This window comes from Kaistia adipata DSM 17808 (assembly GCF_000423225.1).
GTDB classification, from domain to species: Bacteria; Pseudomonadota; Alphaproteobacteria; order Rhizobiales; family Kaistiaceae; genus Kaistia; species Kaistia adipata.
Genome location: NZ_AUHO01000006.1, coordinates 250,164 through 270,962, shown reverse-complemented (window position 1 = coordinate 270,962; position 20,799 = coordinate 250,164). Strand labels below are relative to the sequence as shown.

Below are 20,799 nucleotides of genomic sequence, written 5' to 3'. Positions count from 1 at the left end.
AGCGGCGGCAACGCCGCTCGCCGTCATCCCGGACGCGCGGAGGCATGGATCCCTGCTTGCGCAGGGATGACGGCGGAGGGTGTGTCGGTCTTTGCGCCTCTAGACTGCGCGAAGTTCCCGCCCAACCCTCCGGCAAGCGTGCGGAAGAGCCGCGTTGGCGCACGCTCCCGGTTCGCCACCCACTCGCCGTCATCCCGGACGCAGCGAAGCGGAGATCCGGGATCCATTCGGCCGCCGCCTGAGGCGGCTGGCAGCCAGGCGCGCCGGCATAGTGCAGCTGAAGCGAATTGGCGCCGAGCCATAGCAACGAGCGCGCGGAAACATGGATCCCGGGCTTCGCCGGGATGACGGCGGCGCGTGGAACGCACGCACCGCCCCGTCAAATCACGCCCCCTCAAGCCGCCTTCTTGTTGGCTTCCTCGGCCATGCGCGCCAGCTGGGTCAGGATCACCGCCGTGCCCTTCAGGCGCTGCTCGGGCTTCTCCCAGTCGCGGATCAGCACGATCTTCTGGTCGGGGCGCACCTTGGCCAGGCTGCCCTGCTCGCCGATGTAGCGGATCAGGCCGGCCGGATTGGCGAAGGTCGAGTTGCGGAAGCCGATGACGACGCCCTTCGGGCCGGCGTCGACCTTCTCGACATTCGCCTTGCGGCAGAGCGCCTTGATGTAGACGATCTTGAGCAGATGCTCGACCTCGTCCGGCAGCGGTCCGAAGCGGTCGATCAGCTCCGCGCCAAAGCCGTCGATCTGCTCCGGCTCCTCCAGGTCGCCGAGGCGGCGATAGAGCGAGAGGCGAAGCTGCAGATCCGGCACATAGGTCTCCGGCAGCATGACCGGCGTGCCGACCGTGATCTGCGGCGACCAGCGGCCATCCGCCTCGTGCTCGTCGGCGCCGCCGTCGCGCAGCTGCGCCACCGCCTCCTCCAGCATCTGCTGGTAGAGCTCGTAACCGACTTCCTTGATGTGACCCGACTGCTCCTCGCCGAGCAGATTGCCGGCGCCGCGGATGTCGAGATCGTGGCTCGCGAGCTGGAAACCCGCGCCGAGCGTGTCGAGCGACTGCAGCACCTTGAGGCGGCGATCCGCCATCGGCGTCAGCCGCTTCTCGGCCGGCACGGTGAAGAGCGCATAGGCGCGCGTCTTCGAGCGGCCGACGCGTCCGCGCAGCTGGTAGAGCTGCGCCAGGCCGAACATGTCGGCGCGGTGCACGATCAGCGTGTTGGCGGTCGGGATGTCGAGGCCGGATTCGACGATCGTCGTCGAGAGCAGCACGTCATAGGCGCCCTCGTAGAAGGCCGTCATGATGTCCTCGAGCTCGGTCGGCGGCATCTGGCCATGCGCGATCGCGACCTTCACTTCCGGGACGAATTTTTCGAGGAATTCCTTCCGGTCCGCGAGATCGGAAAGACGCGGACAGACATAGAAGCTCTGGCCGCCGCGATAGCGCTCGCGCAGCAGCGCCTCGCGCACGACGAGCGCATCGAAGGGCGAGATGAAGGTGCGGACGGCCATGCGGTCGACCGGCGGCGTGGTGATCAGCGACAGCTCGCGCACGCCCGTCAGGGCGAGTTGCAGCGTGCGCGGGATCGGCGTCGCCGAGAGGGTCAGCACATGCACGTCGGCGCGGAGCTCCTTGAGCCGCTCCTTGTGCTTGACGCCGAAATGCTGCTCCTCGTCGATGATCAGCAGGCCGAGATCCCGGAACTCGATGCCCTTGCCGAGCAGCGCGTGGGTACCGACGACGATGTCGACCTGGCCTTCCTTGATGCCCTTCTTGGTCTCGGCCAGATCCTTCGTCGAGACGAGCCGGGACGCCTGCTCGACGCGAACCGGGAAACCGGCGAAGCGGGTCAAGAAGGTCTTGAAATGCTGGCGCGACAGCAGCGTCGTCGGCACGACGACCGCCACCTGCTTGCCGCTCATCACGGCGACGAAGGCGGCGCGCAGCGCCACTTCCGTCTTGCCGAAGCCGACGTCGCCGCAGATCAGGCGGTCCATCGGCGTGCCGGCGCCGAGATCGGCGATGACCGCCTCGATCGCCGCGAGCTGGTCTTCCGTCTCCTCATAGGGGAAGCGGGCCGCGAACTCGTCATAAAGCCCGTCGGCGGGCGCCAGCGGCTCGGCATGGCGCATGGCGCGCGCCGCCGCGACCTTGATCAGCTGCCCCGCCATGTCGCGGATGCGCTGCTTCAGCTTGGCCTTGCGCGCCTGCCAGGCGACGCCGCCGAGCTTGTCGAGCACGGCCTCGGCATCCTCGGAGCCGTAGCGCGACAAAAGCTCGATGTTCTCGACCGGAAGATAGAGCCGGTCGCCGCCGTGATAGAGGATCTCCAGGCAATCATGCGGCGCACCGGCCGCCGTGATCGTCTTCAGCCCGCTGAAGCGGCCGATGCCGTGATCGACGTGGACGACGATGTCGCCCTCGGAAAGGCCCGTCACCTCGCTCAGGAAGTCGGAGGCGCGCTTGGCGCGCTTGCGCGGCCGGACGAGGCGGTCGCCGAGGATGTCCTGCTCGCCGACGATCACCATGTCGGGCGTCTCGAAGCCCGCCTCGAGGCCGAGCACGCCGAGGCCGACGACGCCCTTGTCGAGCTTCTCGGCGCCCGCCCAGTCGTCGATCCGCTCGACCCGCTTCAGCCCGTGGTCGTCCAACACCTGCGCCAGGCGATCGCGCGCGCCGTCGCTCCAGGAGGCGACGATGACGCGCTTCTTCTCGCGCAGGCCGGCGATGTGGTCGATGACGGCGTCGAAGACGTTGACGTCGCCGGCGGTGCGCTCGGCCGCGAAGGTGCGCCCATGCCGGCCGCCGAGATCGACCACCATGGTGTCGTCGGGTTCGGCGAAGGGCGTCATGCGCAGCAGCGGCGCCAGCTTCTCGCGGCCCTTCCACTCGTCCTGCGTCAGGTAGAGCTGATCCGGCGGCACCGGGCGATAGGGCACCCCGCCCTGCCCCTGCCCCATGGCGCTCTTGCGGGCGTCATAATGGTCGATGATGTCGTCGAAGCGCTCGGCGACGGCCTCCTCGGCCAGGTGGTCGAGCACCACCGGCGCGCCCGGCAGATAGTCGAACAGCGTGTCGAGGCCGTCGACGAAGAACGGTAGCCAGTGCTCGACGCCGTTGTAGCGGCGGCCCTCGCTGACCGACTGGTAGAGCAGGTCCTCGCGGTCGGTGGCGCCGAACGTCGCGACATAGCGTTCGCGGAAGCGCGCGATCGATTCCGGCGAGAGCACCAGCTCGCTCATCGGCACGAGGTCGAGCCGCTTCTTCTGCGCGATGGTGCGCTGGCTCTCGACGTCGAAGGAGCGGATCGAATCGATGGTGTCGCCGAAGAAGTCGACGCGGATCGGCTCCTCCTGTCCGGCGGCGAAGAGGTCGATGATGCCGCCGCGCACGGCGTATTCGCCCGCCTCGCGCACGGTCGAGGTGCGCAGGAATCCGTTGTCCTCGAGCCAGCCGATCAGCTTGTCCATCGAAAGCTGGTTGCCGCTGGCGATCGACAGGCTCTGGCGCGCCACCTGCTCGCGCCGCGGCACGCGCTGCACGGCGGCGTTCACGGTGGTCAGAACGACGAGCGCCCGGCCCTTCACCGGCTGGTAGTGGGCGAGATAGGAGAGCGCCGCCATGCGCCGCGCCACGACCGCCGTGTTCGGCGACACGCGGTCATAGGGCATGCAGTCCCAGGCCGGGACGGCGACCACCTCGGTGCCGGGCGAGAAGAAACGCATCGCCTGCTCGAGATCGGCCATGCGGTTGCCGTCGCGGGCGATGACCAGGACGTGGGGCAGTTCCTCGCGTGCGGCGAGCGCCGCGATGTCGGCAACGACCTTGCCGTCGAAGCCGTCCGGAACGCCGGAAAGGACCGTCGAGGGACGGCCGAGGATGTATTTGAACTGGACCATCGGGGCCTAACGAGGGCTGGCGCCGGTGAACGCGGCGAGCTTCTGGAAGAACTCTGTGTTGACGTCGTCCGGCGTCGGGGCCTCGCCCGTCAGCCAGATCAGGAGATCGCGGTCCTGCTCCTCCATCAGAGCCTCGAGAATGTCGAGCTCGTCGTCGGAGAGATCCGCGATATGGGCATCGGCGAAGCGGCCGAGGATCAGGTCCATCTCGCGCATGCCGCGATGCCAGCAGCGGAAATGGGTGCGCCGGCGGCGAACGTCCAGCCCCTCGCTCGACAAGGTCGTGCCGCTCATATCTCAACTCCGCCGCTCATGTCCGATGGGCCGTGATATAGCCCTCTCGTCCGGGCTTGTCAGCCTGAGAAGCGGCGACCGCGACGCCCTCGCCCAGTTCCCCGCCTTCCCCCGCCTCCCCACCTTCGCCGTCATCCCGAACGAAGCGAAGCGGAGATCCGGGATCCATTCCGCCGAAGCATTGAACAGTTGCGAACGATGCCCCCGATCGGCTCGCTCGACCATCATCGTGAGGTGTTTCGCGACAGCGAAGCCCCGAAGGAGGGCCAAGCATGGTGCCGTAAGCGGCGGATCAAGGGCATCCCGCGCGCGACGTCAGGCGTTCCCTGGAGGCCCGGCTTCGCCGGGCGCCTCAGGACGAGGCTCGCGTTCGGAAATGCATCCTGAGGAAATCAACGCGGCGAGCCGATCGCTCGCCCTGGACCGGCCAGACGCAACCCGGGCGTCCCGCAGCCAACATCGCGCGGGACGTCCGGATCGCTGCCAGACGTCAGAGATCGACGCCGTAGATGGCCTTGGCGCGCTCGGCGCTGAGATAGCCGTTCTTGATGTCGTCGAGCACGGCGGCGCGGGAGCGCTTCTTCGGATCGCCGTAGCCGCCGCCATTGCCGGTGACGACGCGGACGATGTCGCCCTTGTTGAGCTCGACGCCGGTGGCGAAGGAGTAGCGCTTGCGGCTGCCATCCGTCTTGATCACGTCGACATGGTTGCCAGTGCCGTCATGGCCGCCTTCCATGCCCCAGGGCATGACCTTCGAACGGGTGTATCCGCAGGTCAGGAAGTTGCCGTCGGCGCGGACGCGGTAATCCATGCGGATGCCCTTGCCGCCGCGCCACTGGCCCTCGCCGCCTTCCTCCGGGTTCAACGCCAGCTGGTCGACATAGAGGCCGTAGCGCGCCTCGGCGATCTCGGCCGGGCAGTTGAACGTCTCGCCGTGGAAGCCGGAGAAGATCGCGTTGTTGCCGTCGCGGCCGGGCATCGCGCCCCATCCGCCGAGCTCCGGCTCGACGATGGTGAAGTGCCGGCCGGTATCCGGATGCGGACCGCCGAGCACGGTGCCGCAGATCGAGGCGAAGCTGCCGGCCGAGAGCTTCTCCGGCAGGTGCTGCGCCAGGCAGCGCAGGATCAGGTCGAACACGCGGATCTCGACCTCGTAGTAGAAGCCGTGCGCCGCCGGCTCCTGCGCGTCGAAGATCGAGCCGGGTCGCGTCTTGACGACGAGCGGGCGGAACGAGCCGCCATTCGCCGGCGCGCTGACGTCGGTGATCGCCTTGATCGCCATCTGGCACGAGACGACGACGCCGTCGCGGCTGGCGTTGCTCGGGGTCAGCGTCTGGTCGGGATTGTCGGTCAGGTCGACGATGAATTCATCGTCGGTGATCTCGACCGTCACCTTGTAGGTCTGGCCGTTGTCCTGCTCTTCGGCGAAGGAGAACTTGCCTTTGGGCAGCTCCTTGAGCGCCTTCAGCGTGACCTGCTCGCCATAGTCCATGAAGTGCTTCATGGCGGCGATGAAGGTCGACTTGCCGTACTTGTTGACGAGGTCGAGGATGCGCTTCTCGCCGATGCGGACCGCCGCGATGGCCGCCCACATGTCGCCCTTCAGGAACTCGGGCAGGCGCGAATTGACCGTCATCAGGTCCATGACGGACTGGTTCGACACGCCCTTCTCGATGATCTTGATCGCCGGGATGCGGAGACCTTCCTGGTAGATCTCCTTGGCGTCGGTCGACATCGAGCCCGGCACCATGCCGCCGACGTCGTTCCAGTGCGCGATGTTGGCCGTCCAGGCGACGATCTCGCCCTCGGCGAACACCGGCATGACCAGCACGACATCGTTCAGATGGGTGACGCCGCCATAGAACGGATCGTTGGTGACGAAGACGTCGCCGGCGTGGATCGTGGCGAGCGGATGCTTGCGCAGGATCGCCTTCGCCGCCTTGTCGAGCACGCCGATGAAGGACGGGATGCCGGCGCCCGACGACGCGATCTCGCCGTCGGCGGCGCAGATGCCGGTGCCCATGTCGAGCACCTCGTAGATGATGGCGCTCATCGCCGTCTTGCGCATCGCCGCGAACATTTCATCCGAAATCGCCTGCAGCGAGTTCTGGATGATGTCGAAGGTGACGGGATCGTGCGACGGGCTCTGTGTTGCTGCACTGCTCATAGGTCAGGCCCCCAGTTCGATGTGGGTGTTGCCATAGGCGTCGATGGACACGCGGTTGCCCGGGTGGATCACCACGGTGGTGCCGGAATCCTCCAGGATGGCAGGGCCATCGAAGCGCATGCCGGGCTCCAGCTTGGCGAGGTCGTAGATCGTCGCCTCGTGCACGCCTTCGAGCGCGTAGTCGACGTCGCGGCGGCTCTTCACCGCCTGGTCGAGCGTCGCGCCCGTCGTCGGGAGCGCGTTCATCTCGAGCTTGCCGACCTCGGCCGAAGCGACGAGATGCAGGCCGACGATCTCCACCGGCGCGTCGAGGCGATAGGTGTATTCGCGCTCATAGGCCGTGTGGAACGTGTCGATCATCGCAGCGATCGACGCCGCGTCGACGCGACCGCCCTGGAACTCGACCTCGACCGCGTGCTCCTGGTTCTGGTAGCGGCACTTGACGAAGGCCACCAGCTTCACCTTGCCGGCATCGACGCCCTCGGCGACGAACTGCGAGACGGCGCGTTCCTTCGTCTCGTGCAGCAGCGCTTCCAGCGCCGCGGCACGGCCGGCCCCCGCCTCGATCAGGCGCGACACGAAGAAGTCGCGGCGGAGATCGGACATCATCATGCCCCAGGCGGAGAACACCGAGGCGCCGCGCGGGATGACCACCTTCTTCATGCCGAGCTCGGTGGCGAGCGCCACCGCATGCATGGCGCCGCCGCCGCCGAAGGCGACCAGCGTGAAGTCGCGTGGATCGTGGCCGCGGTTGAGCGACACCAGCTTCAGCGCGTTGATCATGTTGTTGTTGGCGATGCGCAGGATGCCGCGCGCCGCCTCGATCGGCGAAAGCCCGAGCTTTTCCGCGAGCGCATTCAGCGCGCCTTCGACCGCGGCCATGTCGGCCGTGATCGTGCCGCCGCAGAAATAGTCCTTGTCGATGCGGCCGAGCGCCAGGTTCGCGTCGGTCGTCGTCGCCTGCGTGCCGCCGCGCGCATAGGCCGCCGGACCCGGCAGAGCGCCGGCCGATTGCGGGCCGACATGCAGCTTGCCGAAATCATCGACCCAGGCGATCGAGCCGCCGCCATTGCCGATCTCGACCAGGTCGACCACCGGCACCATGATCGGATAGCCTGACGCGGTGCGGTCGCGCTCGATCCAGTAGTCGGTCATGATCTTCACATGGCCGTTCTCGATCAGCGAGCACTTCGCCGTGGTGCCGCCGATGTCGAGCGCCAGCACGTTCTTCTCGCCGATGATACGGCCGAGCTCGGCTGCGCCCCAGAAGCCGGAGGCCGGGCCGCTCTCGACCATGGTGATCGGGATCTCGCGCGTCGCCGACAGCGTGTCGACGCCGCAGTTCGACTGCATGACGTAGAGCTGGCCGCCGAAATCCTTCGAGGCGAGCCCGTCCTCGAGCCGGCCGAGATAGCGGCTGGCGACCGGCTGCACATAGGCCGACAACACCGTCGTCGAGGCGCGCTCATATTCGCGCCATTCGCGGGTGATCTGGTGCGAGGCGACGACCGAGACCTCCGGCCAGAGCTTGCGGATCTCGGCGGCGACCGCCTGCTCGTGCCGGGGATCGGCATAGGCGTGCAGCAGGCAGATCGCGATCGCGTCGACGCCCTCGGCGCGGAAATCCTCCAGGATCGCCGGCAGGCCGGAAAGGTCGAGCGGCGTCCGCTCCTCGCCCGTATAGGCGATGCGGCCGGGCACCTCGCGGCAGAGATAGCGCGGCACGAAGGACTGCGGCTTCACATATTGCAGGTTGAAGAAATCGGGCCGGTTGCCGCGCGCGATCTCCAGCACGTCACGAAAGCCTTCGGTCGTGATCAGCGCCGTCTTGGCGCCCTTGCGCTCGGTCAGCGCGTTGATGACGACGGTGGTGCCATGCGCGAAGAAGGCAATGTCGGCGGGATCGACATCGGCCTTGGCGAGCACGTTGAGAACGCCCTGTTCGAAATTCGGCGGCGTCGTGTCGGATTTCGCCGTGCGGACGGTCTGCTGGCCGGTCGCGTTGTCGGTCTCGAAATAGACGAGGTCGGTGAAGGTGCCGCCGACGTCGGTGGCGACGCGGATCGTCTTGTCGCTCATCTCAGTTCTTTCCCTCGCGCATCTGCGATGCCTGCTCGGTGACGGTGGCGGCCAGGATGCCGATCGCCGCGAACGGGCGCAGCGCCATGGCGCGCTCGACCTTGTCGGGCGTGTAGGCGCCGGTCTTGTCGAGGATGTTGATGGTGCCGATCACCTCGCCGCCGAACACGACGGGCACGTTGATGCAGGAGCCGCAGCCGAGCTGCTCGATCAGCTCATAGTCATGGAAGACCGTCGCGATCTCCTCGATCGTGTTGGCGACATAGGGCTTCTTCTCGCCGATCACGAGGTCGTTCCACTTGCCGGCGGCCGACTGCTTGTAGCCGGAGGTCGGATATTCCACCGGATGGTTCGAGTAGAGGCGGCGCGACATGCCCGAGGCGATATCGGCGTTCATCACGGTGAAGATGATCGCGCCGACTTCGCGCTGGTAGAGCTCCTCGACCTTGGCGAGCGTCGCGGTCGGCTGGTCGCCGGCGCCGAGGGCCGCGATGAGTTCGTCCCAGGCCTGGCGATCCGCCACGGGATCGGGCTGCTGTGCGAGAGTCATGGTAGTTCCTTCCTATTCGGCCCCGGCGGGAACATCCGTTCCGGCTCGGATTTCGGCGCGCAGTGCGGCCTCGGCCTCCGTGACGACGGGAATGGCTCCGATCAGTTCGCGCGTATAGGCGCTCTTCGGATCGGAGAAGATGGCCTCGACCGGGCCCGTCTCGACGAGGCGTCCCTTCTGGAACACGCTCACCCGGTCGGCGATGGCGCGCACGACCGCGAGGTCATGCGTGATGAAGAGGTAAGTCAGTCCGCGCTCTTCGCGCAGGCGCTGCAGCAGCTGGAGCACCCGCGCCTGCACCAGCACGTCGAGCGCAGAGGTCGGCTCGTCGAGCACCAGCAGCTCCGGCTCGCAGGCGAGCGCGCGGGCGATCGCGATCCGCTGGCGCTGGCCGCCGGAAAGGCCGCGCGGCGAGCGGCGGGCATGCGCCGCCTCGAGCCCGACTTCCTCCAGCAGCGAGGCGACCCGCCCGTTGCGCTCGGAGGCGCGGCCGAGGCCATGCACGTCGAGCGGCAGGCGGATCGAGGCGCCGACGCTGCGGCGCGGGTTCAACGCCGAGAGCGGGTTCTGCTGCACCAGCTGGATCGCGCGCTTCTGGTCGCGCGTGCGGCTGCGGCCGAGCGGCTTGCCGTTGAAGCGGATCTCGCCCGACGTCGCGCCGAGGAGGCCCAGCACCATATTGGCGAGCGTCGTCTTGCCCGAGCCGCTCTCGCCGACGATGGCGTGGCATTCGCCGCGCTCGAAGGCGATCGAGACATCATCGAGCGCCGTGACGCTGTGGCCATCGGCGGCGAACACCTTGCCGAGATGGTCGAGTTCGAGGATCGGCGCGCTCATGTCGCGGGTCATGCGAAGGCCTCCGTCGGCTCGCCGCAACCCTCGTGCACGATGAGCGGATTCTCGAAATCGGGACTGCGCTCCGGCAGGTCCGGCAGGCCGCCGCCCGAGATCTTCGGGATCGCGGCGAGCAGCGCCCGCGTATAGGGATGGCGCGGATCGTGGAACAGCTGCGCCGTCGTGCCGTGCTCGACGATGCGGCCGCGATAGATGACATAGACGCGGTCGGCGAATTCACGCACCACGCCGAGATTGTGCGAGATCAGCAGCACCGACGTGCCCGTCCGCTCGGTCATCTCGTGCATCAGCTTCAGCGTCTGCGCCTGCACAGTCACGTCGAGCGCCGTGCCCGGCTCGTCGGCGATCAGGAGCTGCGGCCGGTTGGCCAGCGCCATGGCGATCATGACGCGCTGGTTCATGCCGCCGGAAAGCTGGAACGCGTAGGAATCGAGCGCCCGCTTCGGATCGGGGATCGACACCTCGGCGAGCGCCGCCTCCGCGCGCCGGTCGGCATCCGCCTTAGAGATCGAGCGGTCGCCGGAGCGGAGCACGTCGCGGAACTGGCCGCGGATCTTGAAGGTCGGGTTGAGCGCCGAGGTCGGGTCCTGGAAGATCATGGCGACGCGATTGCCCCGCCGCCTGGCGACTTCAGGACCGCCCTTCGCCGCGTCGATGCCGTCGAACCAGATATGCCCCGCGACATGGGTGCGCTTCTGGTCCTGCAGCAGACCCATGGCGAGGCGCACGGTCACCGACTTGCCGGAGCCGCTCTCGCCGACGAGCGCTACCTTCTCGCCGGCGCGGATATGCATGGAGATGCCGTGCAGCACCTCCGTCGCATGCCGGCGGTCGCCGAAGGCGACGCGGAGGTCGCGGATGGCGAGGACGGGCTTCTGCGTGTTGTCCGGCATCTCAGCCCTCCGCCTCGAAGGCTTCGCGCAGGCCGTCGCCGACCAGGTTGAAGCCGAGCACGACGAGCAGGATCGCGATCGCCGGGAAAACCGTCAGCCACCAAGCGTCGGGCATGTACTTGGCGCCATCGGCGACCATCGAACCGAGGTCCGGGGTCGGCGGCTGCACGCCGAGGCCGAGGAAGGAGAGCGACGAGGCCATTAGGATGACAAAGCCGACATCGAGCGTCATCTTGGTCAGGATCGACGGCCAGCAGTTCGGCAGGATCTCGCGGAACAGGATGTGCGCGGTCGAGGCGCCCACCGTCTCGGCGGCCAGCACATAGCCCTCCTGCGCCTCGGCGCGGGTGACGTTGTAGATCAGCCGCGCATACCAGGGCCACCACATGGCGGTGATGGCGAGCATGCCGTTCAGCAGCGTCGGCTCCAGGAAACCCATGATCGCCATGGCGAGCACGAGTGGCGGGATCGCCAGGAACACGTCGGTGATCCGCATCAGGATGTAGTCGGTCCAGCCGCCCTTGTAGCCGGCGACGAGCCCGACGATGACGCCGATCGGCACCGCGATGGCGAGCACGACGATCGCCATGATCAGCGACAGGCGGTAGCCGAAGATGATGCGGGTGAAGAGGTCGCGGCCGATCATGTCGGTGCCGAACCAGAACGCGCCGCTCGGCGCCGCCGTCATCGCCGTGAAGTCGCCGGTCGGGCCGACATGGTCGGGATAGGGCGTGACGAAGGGCGCGAAGATCGCGAGCAGGACGATCGCGGCGACGAGGACCAGGCCCGCCAGCGAGAGCGGGTCGGCGCTGAACGCGGCCCAGGCCTTGGAGCGGGTGCGCGTCCGCGACGCGATGACGGGGCTATCGGGTTCCGACATGACTCAGGCCCTCCCCGCCGCGAGACGGATGCGCGGGTTGATGATGTTGACCAGGATGTCGACGATGATGTTGACGATCAGGAAGGCGGCGGCGATCACCAGCACGGTGCCGACGATGGCATCCAGGTCCTTGCGCAGGATCACCTCGACGCCATAGCGCGACAGGCCGGGCCAGCCGAACACCTTCTCGACCAGGAAGGCATTGCCGAGCATGGCCGCGAATTCGAGCCCGAGGATGGTCAGCGTCGGGATCAGGGCCGGGCGGAAGCCGTAGCGCATGGCGATGCGGCGGCCGGGAAAGCCGTAGGCACGCGCCATCTCGACATAGGGCCGCTCATAGACCTCGTTCATGTTCGAGCGCGTCAGCCGCGCCGTCTGGCCGAGGCCCGACATGGCCAGCGCCAGCGCCGGCAGGATCAGGTGATGCAGCGCGTCGAGGAAGCCCGCGCCGTTGCCGGCGAGCGCCATGTCGATCAGCATGAAACCGGTGACGGCCGGCGGCGCCGTGACCGACTGGCTGAGCTGGCCCTCGATCGGGAACCAGCCCCAGAAATAGCCGAGCACCAGCTGCAGGATCACGCCCCAGACGAAGGCCGGCGTGCAGACGCCGAGCAGCGAGATCAGCCGCCCGACGTGATCGGGAAAGCGACCACGATAATGCGCCGAGAGAATACCGATCGGCAGGCCGATCAGGATCATCAGGATGCCGGAGACGAAGACCAGCTCCAGCGTCGCCGGCAGGAACTGCGCGATGTCGGTCGTCACCGGGCGGTTGGTATAGAGCGACTTGCCGAGGTCGCCCGTCGCCACCGACTTGACGAACTCCCAGTACTGCACCGGCAAGGGCGCATCGAGATGGCGTTCGAGCCGCAGCGCCGCGACCTGTTCGGCGGTGGCGTTGGGGCCGAGCGCGATGCGCGCCGGATCGCCCGGCATGACGCGCGCGATCGCGAAGATCAGCATCGAGATGCCGATCATCACGATCAGGGCGGCGCCGAGCCGGTACAGGAAGGATCTGAGGATGTTCGACATTGCTAGCCGCTCGCTGGAGTCCTGCGCTTCACCTCTCCCTGAGGGAGAGGTCGGAGCGAAGCTCCGGGTGAGGGTTTAGGGAACCATCCGGTGAGGCCGTAAACCCTCACCCGCCGGCCTACGGCCGTCGACCTCTCCCTCAGGGAGAGGTGAAAGAAGAAGTTCAGCCGTGGGCGCGTTCCATAAAAACGCGCCCACGGAAAGTCTGGATCAAGCCTGCGACTACTGCGCCATTTCCATGTTGCGGAAATTGAAGCTGAAGCCAGACAGCGCGTAGCGGTGGGCGTCGTCCGACAGAGCCGGAACGGTGACCGCCTTGCGCGCCGGGAACACCGCGACCTGGTCATAGGCATAGATCGTCGGAGCGAGGTCGCGCAGGCGCTGGCTCAGCTGCTCGTAGATCGCCTGGCGCTTCGCCTGGTCCGTCTCGGCGCGGCCGGCCTCGAGCAGCTTGTCGACCTCGGCGTCCTCGAGATACTCCGGCGACTGCCAGGTGCCCTTGGCCGACGAGTGGTAGGTGTTGAACAGCAGCGAGTCCGGATCCGGCGTCGTGGCGCTGTTGGAGATCTGCGAGATGTTCGGCGTCGTCTCGGGCTTGGTCACCATCTCGGTGAACAGCGCCCACGGCACGCGCTTGACCTCGGGCTTGAAGCCGAGCTGCGAGAAGTTCGCCTGCATCAGCAGCGCGAAGCGCTCTTCGAGCGGCACTTCGGCGATCCAGGAGATCTCCAGGGGCGTCTCGGCCGGCTTGTACTTGCACTGCGCCAGCTCGGCCTTGGCCTTCTCCATGTCCTGCGCAAAGTCAGGCACGGTGGTGGAGGAGCCGAGCATGCCCTTCGGGATCGGGCCGTTGGCCGGATTGCCGAGCGAGACCTTGTCGGTCACGGCGATCATCTTGTGCGCGGTCGCGTAGTCGAAGGCATAGGTCAGCGCGCGACGGCAGTGCACGTCGTCGAGCGGCGCCTTCGCCGTGTTCAGCTTGATGTAGAACACGTTGGTGCCGGTCTCGGTCAGGAGCTGCATGGTCTCTTCGGCGGCGAGCGCCTTGGCGACCTCGGGCGGCAGCCACTGCGAGGCGATGTCATGCTCGCCCTTGGACAGCAAGGCGCGGACGGTCGAGGCCTCGAGGCCGTAGCGGAACTTGACCTTGTCGGGCGACTTCGGCGTCGCGCCCTGGAAATAGCCGGGGAACTTGGCGAGTGCCGTCTCGGCCTGCGGGTTCTGGCTCTCGACGACATAGGCGCCCGAGCCGGCGTCGTTGGCCGACAGCCAAGCTTCCGAATAATCGCCGAACGCGCCGTACTTGCCCTCGGCCTGATGCGACCGGGCGAGCTTGGAATCGATGACCGGCAGGCGGACGAGCGAGGCCAGGAAGGGCGAGAACGGCCCCTTCAGCGTGAACTTGACCGTCTTCGGGTCCGTTGCCTCGACCTTGTCGACGCTCTCGGCGAACAGATGCGAGAATCCCTGCCCCAGCGCGATCATGCGGTCGTAGGAATAGACCACGTCCTCGGCGGTGAGCGGGTTGCCGGAGTGGAACTTGACGTCGTCGCGCAGCGTGAAGGTGTAGACGTTGCCGTCGACCGTCCAGCTCGCGGCCAGCATCGGCTCCATGCCGGGCTTGCCAGCGGAAGGCTGCACCAGCGTGTCGTAGACGTTGAACATCAGAATCGAGTCGGCATAGTCCGACGCCTTGGCCGGGTCGAGTTCGCCGACCGGCACCTCGTCAAGGCGCAGCACCGTCTCGGCATAGGCCGGGGCCGTCGCCAGCACGGTCGTGGAAAGCGCCGCCATCAGCAGCGTCGTGCGGAAGCTCTTCATCAGATTACCTCTTCTTCACCCTCTGTCTTCGCGCGCGCGGCAGCCTTGCCTTTTCCCGGCTGGACTTTGTCGCCAGCCGTGGATGGGCCGCCCTGACGCGCGGAATCTGCGAATAATTGCTGTGTCCCGACCGAGAGGACCTCGGCGACCTGGTCGGTCGGGTTGTGCACGCGATGCGGTCGCTGCGCCGAGAAATGCAGGACGTCGCCCATCTGGAGGTCATGGTCGACACCGTCCACCACGTAGCGGATCGTGCCGCTCAGCACATAGACGATCTCCTCGCCCTCATGCGCCGCCGTCTCCGAGAGATAGCGCGGCGGCACGTTCATCTTGACCGCGCTCAGCGCCTGGCCGGGAAAAGTGGTCGACAGCCGCTCGTAGGAAATCCAGCCCGGATTGATGGCATAGGCGCCCCTGCCCTCGCGGCGCGAGACCGCGCTCGGGATCTCGGGCTGCTCCAGGAACGCGCTGACCGGCAGATCCAGAACCTTGGCGATCGTCACCAGCGACGACAAGGACGGCGCCGTGATGTCGCGCTCGACCTGGCTGAGGAACCCGATCGACAGGCCCGAGGTCTCGGCGACACGCTGCAGCGTCATCCGGCGCCGCTTGCGCGCCTCCCGGATCTTGTGCCCGACCTTGAGCGGATCGTTGTCCATGCGTCCTCCCGTCGCCGATTGCGACGATCCGAATATTTCACCATAGCTAAAATTGTAAGGCAAGTTCCTTTGCCGGCGCCGCCATCTTCCTGCCATGCTCGGGGAGATCGCGCCTTGATCCGACGCAATCGAGTCGTCCGCCTGGGACGGCAGGGACGCGGCCGAGGCTGGACTGACGGGGCGCTAACGCCCCGCTACCGGAGGGTTGACGCGTTAACCCGCCCGATCAGCGCAACGGCTGCGGCTGCGCCACGTCCAGGATGCGGAAGCTCGCCTGCTTGCGGCCCTGCCAATGGTCGATGCTGAGCGAACCGGCGACATGCAGCGGCCGGCCGCGCGAGCCGAGCAGGGTGCGGCCGAGGTCCGACTCGGCGGCGCGGAAGGCGATCGCCTTCAGGTTCTGGTCACCGCCGGAAAGCGTGACCCGGACATGACCGTTGCCGACGATGTCGGCGTAGTTGACGATATGCGCCGGCAGCGCGAAGACCGGCTCGGCATGGCCGGCCCCGAACGGCCCTGCCCGTTCCACCCGCTCGATGAAATCGGGAGTCGCGGCGCGCGCCGTCAGCGCGCCGTCGATCAGAAGCTGGTCCGCCTGCCGCGCCTGGCGCGACGCCTCGGCGGCGCGGGCCTCCAGGAAAGCGCGGAATTCCGCGAATTTCGCGGGCTCGATCGTCAGGCCGGCCGCCATGGCGTGGCCGCCGCCCTTGACGAGAAGTCCTCCCTCGACGGCGCCCCGGACGAGCGCGCCGAGGTCGACGCCCGATACGGAGCGGCCCGAGCCGGTACCGAGGCCGTTCGGCTGCAGGGCGATGGCGAAGGCCGGCCGGCGGAAGCGCTCCTTGAGCCGCGCGGCGATCAGGCCGACGATGCCAGGGTGCCAGCGATCGCTGGCCGTGACGATGACGGCAGGCCCCTCGCCCGCGCCGATCTCGGCCTCCGCCTCGGCCACCGCCTCCTCGAGCATCGAGGTTTCAATGGCTTGGCGCTGCTTGTTGAGATCGTCGAGCTCGACAGCGATGCGTTCGGCCTCGGCGGTATCGTCCAGCGACAGCAGCCGCGCCCCGAGCGCGGCATCGCCGATTCGGCCGCCGGCATTGATGCGCGGCCCGAGCAGGAAGCCGAGATGATAGGGCGCCACCGGCACGTCGATGCGGGCGGCCAGCGACAGCGCGGCCAGACCGGGATTGGCCCGCCGGCGCACCGCCAGCAGCCCCTTGGTCACGAAAGCACGGTTAAGCCCGATCAGCGGAACGACGTCGCAGACGGTGCCGAGCGCCACCAGGTCGAGCCATTGCAGCAGGTCCGGCTCCGGCCGCGTCGGCCCGTACCAGCCGCGCTTCCGAAGCTCCCGGTTCGTCGCGACGATCGCCAGGAATGTGACGCCCACTGCAGCAAGATGGCCGAGACCCGAGAGATCGTCCTGGCGGTTCGGATTGACGACGGCGAGCGCCGGCGGCAGCTCGGCGCCCATCTGGTGATGATCGAGCACCACAGCCAGCCGCCCGAGATCGCGCGCGACGCCGAGCGCCTCATGGCTGGTCGACCCGCAGTCGACGGTGACGATGAGGTCGGCGCCCTCCTCGACCAGCGTGCGGATGGCGTCCGGATTGGGGCCGTAGCCTTCGAAGATGCGATCGGGGATGTAGATCCGCGTCTCGACGCCCTGGTGGCGGAGAAAGCGGGCCAGCAGCGCCGACGAGGTCGCGCCGTCGACGTCGTAGTCGCCGAAGATCGCGACATGCTCGCCGGCGACAACCGCGTCAGCGATGCGTGCCGCGGCTGAGTCCATGTCGGTGAGAACGGAGGGATCCGGCATCAGCCGGCGCAGGCTCGGATCGAGGAAATCGGCCGCGTCGTCGATTGCGACACCCCGCCCCGCGAGCACGCGGGCGACCAACTCGGGGATCTCGTGGCGCTGCGCCATGGCCGTCGCAGCGAGGCTCGCGGCGGGGTCGGCGCGCTCCGTCCAGCGGCGCCCCGTCACGGATCCCTCTACGCCGAGAAAGGCGCGCCGTGCGTCGCTGGACATCGTCGTCATGGGGACTGGATCAGCCCTCGTTCTCGAACTTCTCGAGGTCGCGGTGCGTCGCCTTGATCCAGCGAACCGTGCCCGAGGAGGAACGCATCACGACCGTATCGGTGGTGATCTCGCCATTACGGGCGAAGCGCACGCCGGAGAGCAGGTTGCCGTCGGTGACGCCGGTGGCGGCGAACAGCACGTCGCCCTTGGCCATCTCGTCATGCGTGAACTTCTTGTCGAAGTCCTTCACGCCCATCTTGGCGGCCCGCTCACGCTGGCTGTCGGACTGGGTGACGAGGCGACCCTGCATCTGGCCGCCGATGCAGCGGAGCGCCGCCGCGGCCAGCACACCCTCGGGAGCGCCGCCGATGCCGAGATAGATGTCGATGCCGGTCTCGTCCGGATTGGTGGTGTGGATGACGCCGGCGACGTCGCCGTCACCGATCAGGCGAAGCGCGGCGCCGGTGGCGCGGACGTCCTCGATCAGCTTGGCGTGGCGCGGACGATCGAGAATGCAGGCAGTGATCTCGTTGACCGGCACGCCCTTGGCGGCGGCCAGCGCCTGGATGTTCTCCATCGGCGTCGCGTCGAGATCGACGATGCCCTTGGCGTAGCCCGGGCCGATCGCGATCTTCTGCATGTAGACATCCGGCGCGTAGAGCAGGCTGCCGCCTTCCGCGATCGCGATCACGGCCAGCGAATTCGGCTGGTTCTTGGCGCAGATCGTCGTGCCCTCGAGCGGATCGAGCGCAATGTCGACCAGCGGGCCGGAGCCCTTGCCGACCTTCTCGCCGATATAGAGCATCGGCGCCTCGTCGCGCTCACCCTCGCCGATCACGACGGTACCTTCGATCGGCAGACGATTGAGTTCCCGGCGCATCGCGTCGACGGCGGCCTGGTCGGCCGCCATCTCGTCGCCCCGGCCGCGCCAGCGGGCGGCCGCGACAGCGGCGCGCTCGGTCACGCGCACGAGCTCGAGCGTCAGGATGCGGTCGAGACCCGCTGCCTTCGCATTACCTGTCATCGCCATGGGGGGTGCTCCGCTTTCAGGCCAGTTGTTCGATTCGTATCATCTGCGGTCGCTCCGCGATATGACCGTCCGCCATGATCCGGTCGAGCGCTTCCTTCACCTGGGCCTCGGTCGTGTCATAGGTGATCAGCATGACCGGCTGGGGCTCCTGCGGCCGCGGATGCTCGGGCGCATCGGCCTTCGGCGCGCGGCGGCGCTGGACGATCGATTCCAGCGAAATGTCGTTCTCTGCCATGCGCTTGGCGATGGAGGCGAAGGCACCCGGACGATCGAAGACCGAAAGGCGGATGTAGTAGCCGCCGGCATGCGCCCGCATCGCCGCCCGCTGGTAGGGCTTCAGCGTATGGGCCGGCCGGCCGAACGTGCCGACCACGTCGCCGCGCGCCAGATCGGCGATGTCGCTCATGACGGCCGAGGCCGTCGCGTCTCCACCGGCGCCGGGTCCCGCCAGCACCAGGCGACCGACGAAGTCGGCCTCGACCGCGACCGCGTTGGTGACGCCGTCGACGCGGGCGATCGGCGAGGACTTCGGCACCATGGTCGGATGCACGCGCTGCTCGATTCCCGTATCCGTGCGGGTGGCGACGCCAAGCAGCTTGATCCGGTAGCCGAGCTCGTCGGCCGCCTCGATATCGGCGGTGGAGATCGAGCGGATGCCCTCGACATAGATGGCGTCGGCGCTGATCTCGGTGCCGAAGGCGATCGCCGTCAGCAGCGACAGCTTGTGCGCGGTATCGAATCCGTCGACGTCGAAGGTCGGATCCGCCTCGGCATAACCGAGCCGCTGCGCCTCGGCGAGGCAGGCGTCGAAGGCGAGGCCTTCGCGCTCCATCCGCGTCAGGATGTAGTTGCAGGTGCCGTTCAGGATGCCATAGACGCGCCCGACCGTGTTGCCAGCCAGCGCCTCGCGCAGCGTCTTGATGATCGGGATGCCGCCGGCAGCGGCGGCCTCGAAGTTGAGCGAAACGCCCTTCTCCTCGGCACGGCGCGCAAGCTCGGTGCCGTGCTTGGCCAGCAGCGCCTTGTTGGCGGTCACGACGTGCTTGCCGGCATTGATCGCGGCGCGGACCGAATCGGCGGCCACGCCATCGGCGCCGCCCATCAGCTCGACGAAGACGTCGATCTCGCCCGAGGTGGCGAGCGCCACCGGGTCCTTGAACCAGGTGACGCTGGAGAGGTCGACGCCGCGGTCGCGATTGCGGTCACGCGCCGACACGGCGGTGACAACGACCGGGCGGCCGCAACGCAGCGCCAGTTCATCGGCATGGCGCTGCGTGAGCCGCAGCAGGGACGCGCCGACCGTACCGAGGCCGGCCACGCCCAAGCGAAGAGCATTGTTCATAAATTCGCCCCAGAGGGGCCCAGCTTATCGCCGGGCGCTGCTGATCGGGACGACGTTGTGCAATGTTTTGTCGGCCGTTTCAAGGAAGCGACGGACATTCCGCGCGGCCTGGCGGATCCGCTGCTCGTTCTCCACCAGTGCGATGCGGACATATTCGTCGCCATGCTCGCCGAAGCCGACGCCCGGAGCGACCGCGACATCCGCCTTCTCGATCAGCAGCTTCGCGAATTCGAGGCTGCCCAGCGACTTGTAGGCGTCCGGAATCGGCACCCAGGCGAACATGCTGGCGCGCGGCGCCGGGATCTGCCAGCCGGCGCGGCCGAAGCTGTCGACCAGCACGTCGCGGCGATGCTTGTAGACTTGGCGCATCTCCTCGATGCAGTCCTGCGGGCCGTTCAGCGCCGCCGTGGCCGCGACCTGGATCGGCGTGTAGGCGCCGTAGTCCAGATAGGACTTCACCCGCGACAGCGCCGCGATCAGGCGCTCGTTGCCGACCGCGAAGCCCATGCGCCAGCCGGCCATGGAGTAGGTTTTCGACATCGAGGTGAACTCGACGGCGACGTCGAAGGCGCCCGGAACCTGCAGGATCGAAGGCGGCGGCACGTCGTCGAAATAGATCTCGGCATAGGCGAGGTCCGACAGCACGAAGAGATCGTGCTTGCGAGCGAAGGCGACGACGTCGCGATAGAAATCCAGATCCGCGACATGCGCCGTCGGGTTGGACGGATAGCACAGCACGACCGCGAGCGGCTTCGGGATGGAGTGCATCACGGCACGTTCCATCGCGTGGAAGAACTCGGGGCCCGGCTCGACCGGCACGGAACGGATCACGCCGCCGGCCATCAGGAAGCCGAAGGCATGAATCGGGTAGCTCGGATTCGGCACCAGAATCACGTCGCCCGGCGCCGTGATTGCCTGCGCCATGTTGGCGAAGCCTTCCTTCGAGCCGATCGTCGCGACGATCTGCGTGTTGGGGTCGAGCTTCACGCCGAAACGACGATCGTAATAGGCGGCCTGCGCCTTGCGCAGACCATTGATGCCGCGCGAAGCCGAATAGCCGTGCACGTCGGGACGACCCGCCGTCTCGGCCAGCTTCTGCACGATGTGCTGCGGCGTCGGCAGGTCGGGATTGCCCATCCCCAGGTCGATGATGTCGGCGCCTGCGGCTCGAGCGCTCGCCTTAAGCCGGTTGACCTGCTCAAAGACGTATTGCGGCAGACGCCGCACGCTGTGGAACTCGCTCATGGCTCCGGATCCATCTTTCCTGGATAGTAAA

15 protein-coding genes are annotated in these 20,799 nt (G+C 67.5%); all 15 read right to left on the bottom strand.

Features of this window, described 5'->3' with window-relative positions; translation table 11 throughout:
* Nucleotides 1-394 precede the first annotated feature (394 nt).
* On the bottom strand, nt 395-3,898 hold the full coding sequence (mfd, locus tag G539_RS0101570; RefSeq protein WP_035829817.1) for a transcription-repair coupling factor: 3,504 nt from the start codon (nt 3,896-3,898) through the stop codon (nt 395-397).
* 6 nt (nt 3,899-3,904) lie between these two features.
* A complete protein-coding gene (locus G539_RS0101565; protein WP_029073642.1) occupies nt 3,905-4,192 on the bottom strand; it encodes an FAD assembly factor SdhE in 288 nt (95 codons plus the stop codon).
* 490 nt (nt 4,193-4,682) lie between these two features.
* Nucleotides 4,683-6,359 (bottom strand): hydantoinase B/oxoprolinase family protein, encoded by a 1,677-nt coding sequence (locus G539_RS0101560; RefSeq protein WP_029073641.1) that lies wholly within the window; start codon nt 6,357-6,359, stop codon nt 4,683-4,685.
* 3 nt (nt 6,360-6,362) lie between these two features.
* The gene (locus tag G539_RS0101555; RefSeq protein WP_029073640.1) at nt 6,363-8,438 is read right to left on the bottom strand and encodes a hydantoinase/oxoprolinase family protein; all 2,076 of its coding nucleotides are present in this window, start codon (nt 8,436-8,438) and stop codon (nt 6,363-6,365) included.
* 1 nt (nt 8,439) lies between these two features.
* Entirely contained in the window at nt 8,440-8,988 is a 549-nt protein-coding gene (locus tag G539_RS27370; RefSeq protein WP_156911742.1) for a GAF domain-containing protein, read from the bottom strand.
* A gap of 12 nt (nt 8,989-9,000) precedes the next feature.
* A complete protein-coding gene (locus G539_RS0101545) occupies nt 9,001-9,837 on the bottom strand; it encodes an ABC transporter ATP-binding protein (RefSeq protein WP_029073639.1) in 837 nt (278 codons plus the stop codon).
* A complete protein-coding gene (locus tag G539_RS0101540) occupies nt 9,834-10,736 on the bottom strand; it encodes an ABC transporter ATP-binding protein (RefSeq protein ID WP_029073638.1) in 903 nt (300 codons plus the stop codon). Before G539_RS0101540 ends, G539_RS0101545 begins: the two co-directional genes overlap by 4 nt.
* Before the next feature lies 1 nt (nt 10,737).
* Nucleotides 10,738-11,616 carry an ABC transporter permease gene (locus tag G539_RS0101535; protein WP_051231000.1) on the bottom strand — a complete coding sequence of 293 codons (879 nt, stop codon included), beginning with the start codon at nt 11,614-11,616 and terminating at the stop codon, nt 10,738-10,740.
* Nucleotides 11,617-11,619: 3 nt separating this feature from the next.
* The gene (locus G539_RS0101530) at nt 11,620-12,648 is read right to left on the bottom strand and encodes an ABC transporter permease (protein ID WP_029073636.1); all 1,029 of its coding nucleotides are present in this window, start codon (nt 12,646-12,648) and stop codon (nt 11,620-11,622) included.
* A 222-nt stretch (nt 12,649-12,870) separates the two neighbouring features.
* Complete coding sequence (locus tag G539_RS0101525; RefSeq protein ID WP_029073635.1) at nt 12,871-14,469, bottom strand: ABC transporter substrate-binding protein; 1,599 nt, start codon at nt 14,467-14,469, stop codon at nt 12,871-12,873.
* Complete coding sequence (locus G539_RS23310) at nt 14,469-15,128, bottom strand: cupin domain-containing protein (RefSeq protein WP_051230999.1); 660 nt, start codon at nt 15,126-15,128, stop codon at nt 14,469-14,471. Before G539_RS23310 ends, G539_RS0101525 begins: the two co-directional genes overlap by 1 nt.
* A 226-nt stretch (nt 15,129-15,354) precedes the next feature.
* Complete coding sequence (recJ, locus tag G539_RS0101515) at nt 15,355-17,169, bottom strand: single-stranded-DNA-specific exonuclease RecJ (protein ID WP_029073634.1); 1,815 nt, start codon at nt 17,167-17,169, stop codon at nt 15,355-15,357.
* Between the two features lie 10 nt (nt 17,170-17,179).
* Complete coding sequence (glpX, locus tag G539_RS0101510; protein ID WP_029073633.1) at nt 17,180-18,181, bottom strand: class II fructose-bisphosphatase; 1,002 nt, start codon at nt 18,179-18,181, stop codon at nt 17,180-17,182.
* A gap of 16 nt (nt 18,182-18,197) precedes the next feature.
* Complete coding sequence (locus G539_RS0101505) at nt 18,198-19,523, bottom strand: homoserine dehydrogenase (RefSeq protein ID WP_029073632.1); 1,326 nt, start codon at nt 19,521-19,523, stop codon at nt 18,198-18,200.
* Between the two features lie 24 nt (nt 19,524-19,547).
* Complete coding sequence (locus G539_RS0101500) at nt 19,548-20,768, bottom strand: LL-diaminopimelate aminotransferase (protein ID WP_029073631.1); 1,221 nt, start codon at nt 20,766-20,768, stop codon at nt 19,548-19,550.
* Nucleotides 20,769-20,799: the final 31 nt, after the last annotated feature.

What these genes read in the sequence shown, in the direction of transcription:
- mfd (WP_035829817.1), bottom strand. Translation starts at nt 3,898, where the DNA reads ATGGTCCAGTTCAAATACATCCTCGGCCGTCCCTCGACGGTCCTTTCC.
- G539_RS0101565 (WP_029073642.1), bottom strand. Translation starts at nt 4,192, where the DNA reads ATGAGCGGCACGACCTTGTCGAGCGAGGGGCTGGACGTTCGCCGCCGG.
- G539_RS0101560 (WP_029073641.1), bottom strand. Translation starts at nt 6,359, where the DNA reads ATGAGCAGTGCAGCAACACAGAGCCCGTCGCACGATCCCGTCACCTTC.
- G539_RS0101555 (WP_029073640.1), bottom strand. Translation starts at nt 8,438, where the DNA reads ATGAGCGACAAGACGATCCGCGTCGCCACCGACGTCGGCGGCACCTTC.
- G539_RS27370 (WP_156911742.1), bottom strand. Translation starts at nt 8,988, where the DNA reads ATGACTCTCGCACAGCAGCCCGATCCCGTGGCGGATCGCCAGGCCTGG.
- G539_RS0101545 (WP_029073639.1), bottom strand. Translation starts at nt 9,837, where the DNA reads ATGACCCGCGACATGAGCGCGCCGATCCTCGAACTCGACCATCTCGGC.
- G539_RS0101540 (WP_029073638.1), bottom strand. Translation starts at nt 10,736, where the DNA reads ATGCCGGACAACACGCAGAAGCCCGTCCTCGCCATCCGCGACCTCCGC.
- G539_RS0101535 (WP_051231000.1), bottom strand. Translation starts at nt 11,616, where the DNA reads ATGTCGGAACCCGATAGCCCCGTCATCGCGTCGCGGACGCGCACCCGC.
- G539_RS0101530 (WP_029073636.1), bottom strand. Translation starts at nt 12,648, where the DNA reads ATGTCGAACATCCTCAGATCCTTCCTGTACCGGCTCGGCGCCGCCCTG.
- G539_RS0101525 (WP_029073635.1), bottom strand. Translation starts at nt 14,469, where the DNA reads ATGAAGAGCTTCCGCACGACGCTGCTGATGGCGGCGCTTTCCACGACC.
- G539_RS23310 (WP_051230999.1), bottom strand. Translation starts at nt 15,128, where the DNA reads ATGGACAACGATCCGCTCAAGGTCGGGCACAAGATCCGGGAGGCGCGC.
- recJ (WP_029073634.1), bottom strand. Translation starts at nt 17,169, where the DNA reads ATGACGACGATGTCCAGCGACGCACGGCGCGCCTTTCTCGGCGTAGAG.
- glpX (WP_029073633.1), bottom strand. Translation starts at nt 18,181, where the DNA reads ATGGCGATGACAGGTAATGCGAAGGCAGCGGGTCTCGACCGCATCCTG.
- G539_RS0101505 (WP_029073632.1), bottom strand. Translation starts at nt 19,523, where the DNA reads ATGAACAATGCTCTTCGCTTGGGCGTGGCCGGCCTCGGTACGGTCGGC.
- G539_RS0101500 (WP_029073631.1), bottom strand. Translation starts at nt 20,768, where the DNA reads ATGAGCGAGTTCCACAGCGTGCGGCGTCTGCCGCAATACGTCTTTGAG.